The sequence below is a fragment of the Brunnivagina elsteri CCALA 953 genome (assembly GCF_002289455.1).
GTDB lineage: Bacteria > Cyanobacteriota > Cyanobacteriia > Cyanobacteriales > Nostocaceae > Brunnivagina > Brunnivagina elsteri.
Genome location: NZ_NTFS01000525.1, coordinates 1 through 3,828, shown reverse-complemented (window position 1 = coordinate 3,828; position 3,828 = coordinate 1). Strand labels below are relative to the sequence as shown.

1 protein-coding gene and 1 pseudogene are annotated in these 3,828 nt (G+C 39.6%); one reads left to right on the top strand and one right to left on the bottom strand.

The window, feature by feature from the left end:
- Window positions 1-372 precede the first annotated feature (372 nt).
- Window positions 373-1,137: pseudogene (locus tag CK510_RS33710) on the top strand (filamentous hemagglutinin N-terminal domain-containing protein); the annotation flags it as partial.
- 2,556 nt (window positions 1,138-3,693) lie between these two features.
- Here CK510_RS33710 and CK510_RS34495 read toward each other — a convergent pair.
- The coding region (locus tag CK510_RS34495; protein WP_373695834.1) for a CsbD family protein at window positions 3,694-3,828 on the bottom strand (135 nt) is incomplete at its 5' end.

Here is a 3,828-nt window from a genome sequence, read left to right as displayed (position 1 = left end):
TAAACCTTATAACTCAAGCTATAACCAAATTATAAGCCCTTATACAAAACTCCAGCTTTCAAAATGGACGAGGTTTAAACCCCAGTCTGTAAACTTTTGTAGAGCTAAAGAGTTACATGGAACAATCTGAAGCTAGCAAAATAGAACCAAGTATTTTCCTCAAATAAAAAATGCTGTACAATACCGGATAAAACGAAATCGTATTGAAGTAAGTTGTATTCATCACATAATTTTGATAGAACTACGCTTTGGTAGGTGATGCAGCTATATTTTAGAGACTTTTGCTCTTAATTACTAGATTGGTGCTGATTTATATAGCTTTGAATTGCTTTAAACTGCTTTGAAAATTGAGTTTGAGAGACTTATTTACTTATGAAACAAACAATCAAAAGAAAGTATGTAGATAGATTTGGTTTGAGTCAATATTTTATTTTGTCAAAAATAAATATACAGGAGCCATTAGGATTAGTAAAAAGAATTCTCCGATGGTTAGCGTTAGTTCCTTTAGCTGGAATATTGCTTGCTGAACCAGTGCGATCGCAGTCGATAATACCAGCTAATGATGGCACGGGTACTGTTGTTGCACCCAATGGTAATCAAATTAATATAACAGGTGGTCAACTATCGCGAGATAATGCCAATCTTTTTCATAGTTTTACTCAATTTGGACTCAATGCTGACCAAATAGCAACTTTTTTATCAACCCCCGGTATTCAAAATATTCTTGGTAGAGTTGTCGGTGGTGATTCTTCAGTAATTAACGGTCAAATTCAGGTTACTGGAAGTAATACCAATTTATTTTTGATGAATCCAGCAGGAATTATTTTTGGTTCAAATGCCAGTTTAAATGTGCCTGGTTCTTTTACCGCGACTACTGCTAATGGTATTGGCTTTGGTTCTAATTGGTTTAATGCTTCCGGTACGAATAATTATGCCGATTTAGTTGGTAATCCAGGTATTTTTAGCTTTGCGATGGGTCAACCAGGGGCAATTTTTAACGCTGGAAATTTAACAGTAGCTAAGGGGCAAAATTTAACTTTATTAGGTGGAACTGTTGCTAATACAGGTTCAGTTTCGGCTCCGGAAGGACAAATTATTGTTTCTGCTGTACCGGGTGAAAAATTAGTTCGTTTGAGTCAACCTGGAAGCCCATTAAGTTTGGAGATTATACCATTAAATGCCAGCAATACCCAAGCACAAAATTGGAATTTGCCAATATTATCTTTACCGCAGTTGTTGACATCTGGTGGTGGTATTAATGCCAATAAATTAACAGTTAATAGTGATGGAAAAGTTGCATTATCTGGTTCCGGGATACCTGTAGAAAAGGGTGATGTAGTCGCAGGAAATGTCATGGCAAAAACAGCATTACTTTCTGCTAATCAGAATTTAACAGGGGTGGAAAGTCAACTCCAGACAACAGGAGATTTAAGTTTATTAGCTGGGAATAGCATACAAATTAGAGATAGTGTAGCTAATCCTTTTATTGCCAAAACTGGAGGGAACCTGTTTATTCAGGGGAACCAAGGTATTGATATTTTTGCGTTAAACCACCCAGAGCCAGCATTTCAAAGTGGTGGAAATCTCAGCTTAGTTAGCGACGGTGTTATTTCTGGTGATGCTCATTTTATAAGTGCTGGTCAATTTTCTATTCTCAACTTAGCCGGAAATCCTGGTAACTTTGTTAGTATTTACGACCCTATTATTAAGTCAAATGGCGATGTTACTTTTGGTGACTACACTGGTGCATCATTGAAAGTCGAAAGTGCGGGTAATATTAATGCCGGAAATATTAGGATAACTAGTCCTGATTTAGATGTTCCTACTTCTGACCCAGACGCTACACTATTAACAACTCGTCCTACTTTAATTTTGCGGGCTGGTTTAGCCTCGGTTGGTTCTCCATCAACATTTCCTATTCCCGGAGGTACAACAACTTTTACATCCTCTACTTTACCCTCAACAGAAGGAAGTATTAAAGTCGGTGATATTAGTACATCTACTGCTTCTTATGGTGGTGGTATTACAGGTGGTCCTGTAATTTTATCTGCAAAAGGTGATATTACCGCACGTAACATTACAACTTCTTCTCTTTCCTCTAACAACGCTGGTGATGTCAACATCCAATCTAACAATGGTAATATCACAGCGGGTATTATAAATGCCTCCGCCAGAGATATCAATGGTGGTGCTTTTGCTGGTTACGGTGGTGGTATAGTAACCCTGAATGCCGCAGGCGACATTACTACGGGTAACATTACTACCTCCGGTGGTTCTCAAGGAAATGCTGGAAATATTGATGCTAGAGGTCGCAATATTCAAATTGGAAACATTGATGCTACAGGAATTAATCAATTTTCAACCTTCCCTAGACCAGGTGTAGATGGTTCCGTTAACGTACAAGCAACAGGTACTATAGCTACAGGCAATATCAGTACTTTTTACAATGGAAGCGCTTCAGCAGGTTCTCGCGGTGGTGCTGTGACTTTAAACGCAGGTACTACTCTCACTACAGGTGCTATTGATACCTCTTCTAATAATACATCTCTTTTAAATAACGGTTTTGTAAGTGAATTCACGCAGCCACCAGCTACATCCAATGGTGGTAATGTCACCTTAACCGCAGGTAATATTGAATTTGCCAGCATCAATACTCAAGGTATTGGCTCCCGTATCGATACTTTGGGTACTCAAAATCGAGGTATTGGTGGTAACGTCAACATTACTGCGAATGGTGTGCCTAATGGTACAGTGAGGGGAACTAGCACAGTTGCAGCTACAACTTTAATACCAGCAGGAACAACTATATTAACTCGCGGTAGTCAACAATCGGGAACTATTAATATCACTCACAATGGTGCTGCTGATAACGTACCATTCATCGTCGGGAACTCAACAACTAACGGTACATTAGGGGCAATTGACGCAGGTGCGAATTCCCGAATTGAGCCAAGTCAAAATTCTTCATTCCCAGTATTACCAAATGGTGGAAATGCCACTGGAACACCAAACCGAATTACGATCGCATCCGTAAATACTCCACCAACACTCACTGCAAACCCACGTTTAAATGGTGTTCAACAGGATAAACCCTTTCCTTTCACCTTGGCAGATTTAAATCCATCTGCCAGTGATATTAATAGCGATAATATTTCGTTGCAAATTAGTTCGATTACTGCTGGGACGCTAAAGAAAAATGGGGTTACGGTAGTTCCTGGAACTGCTAGTGCAATTATTACTCCCGGTGATAAATTTGAATACACCCCACCTCCCGGCTTTTCTGGGGATATTAGTCCTTTTAGCATCACTGCAAGCGATCGCGTTTCATTTTCGGCACCTCAAACTGTAGGATTAAATGTTGCAGCAACTCCACCAAAATTACCACCAACAGAAGTCACAACAGTGACGGAGCAAGCACTAGTAACCATAGAACCACCAAAAATAGATGTTGTAGTCAAGTCTCCTGAGCTTGACCCTAGAGTGGAAAGTATAGATAATAAATTCGCCCGTCAGGTTGAGTCATATTTCGGGTTGCAGGAAAGTCGTACTGTTAGTTTAGATGAAGCTCAAGATATTCTTCGCAAAATTGAGAAAGCGACGGGAGTAAAACCAGCAATTATTTATATAAGTTTTGTTCCTTCGGGGGTAGATACAAAAATACTTGCGACACCACAAGATAGCGATCGCTTAGATTTAGTGGTTGTGACTGCAAAAGGGGAACCCATCCACAAGACAATTTCGACAGCCAAGCGCTTGAGATTCCGCTTGTTTTGCTTTACCCTCAGCTTTATCATTAGGATTGCCAGTAACTTCACCAACTACTTCTTG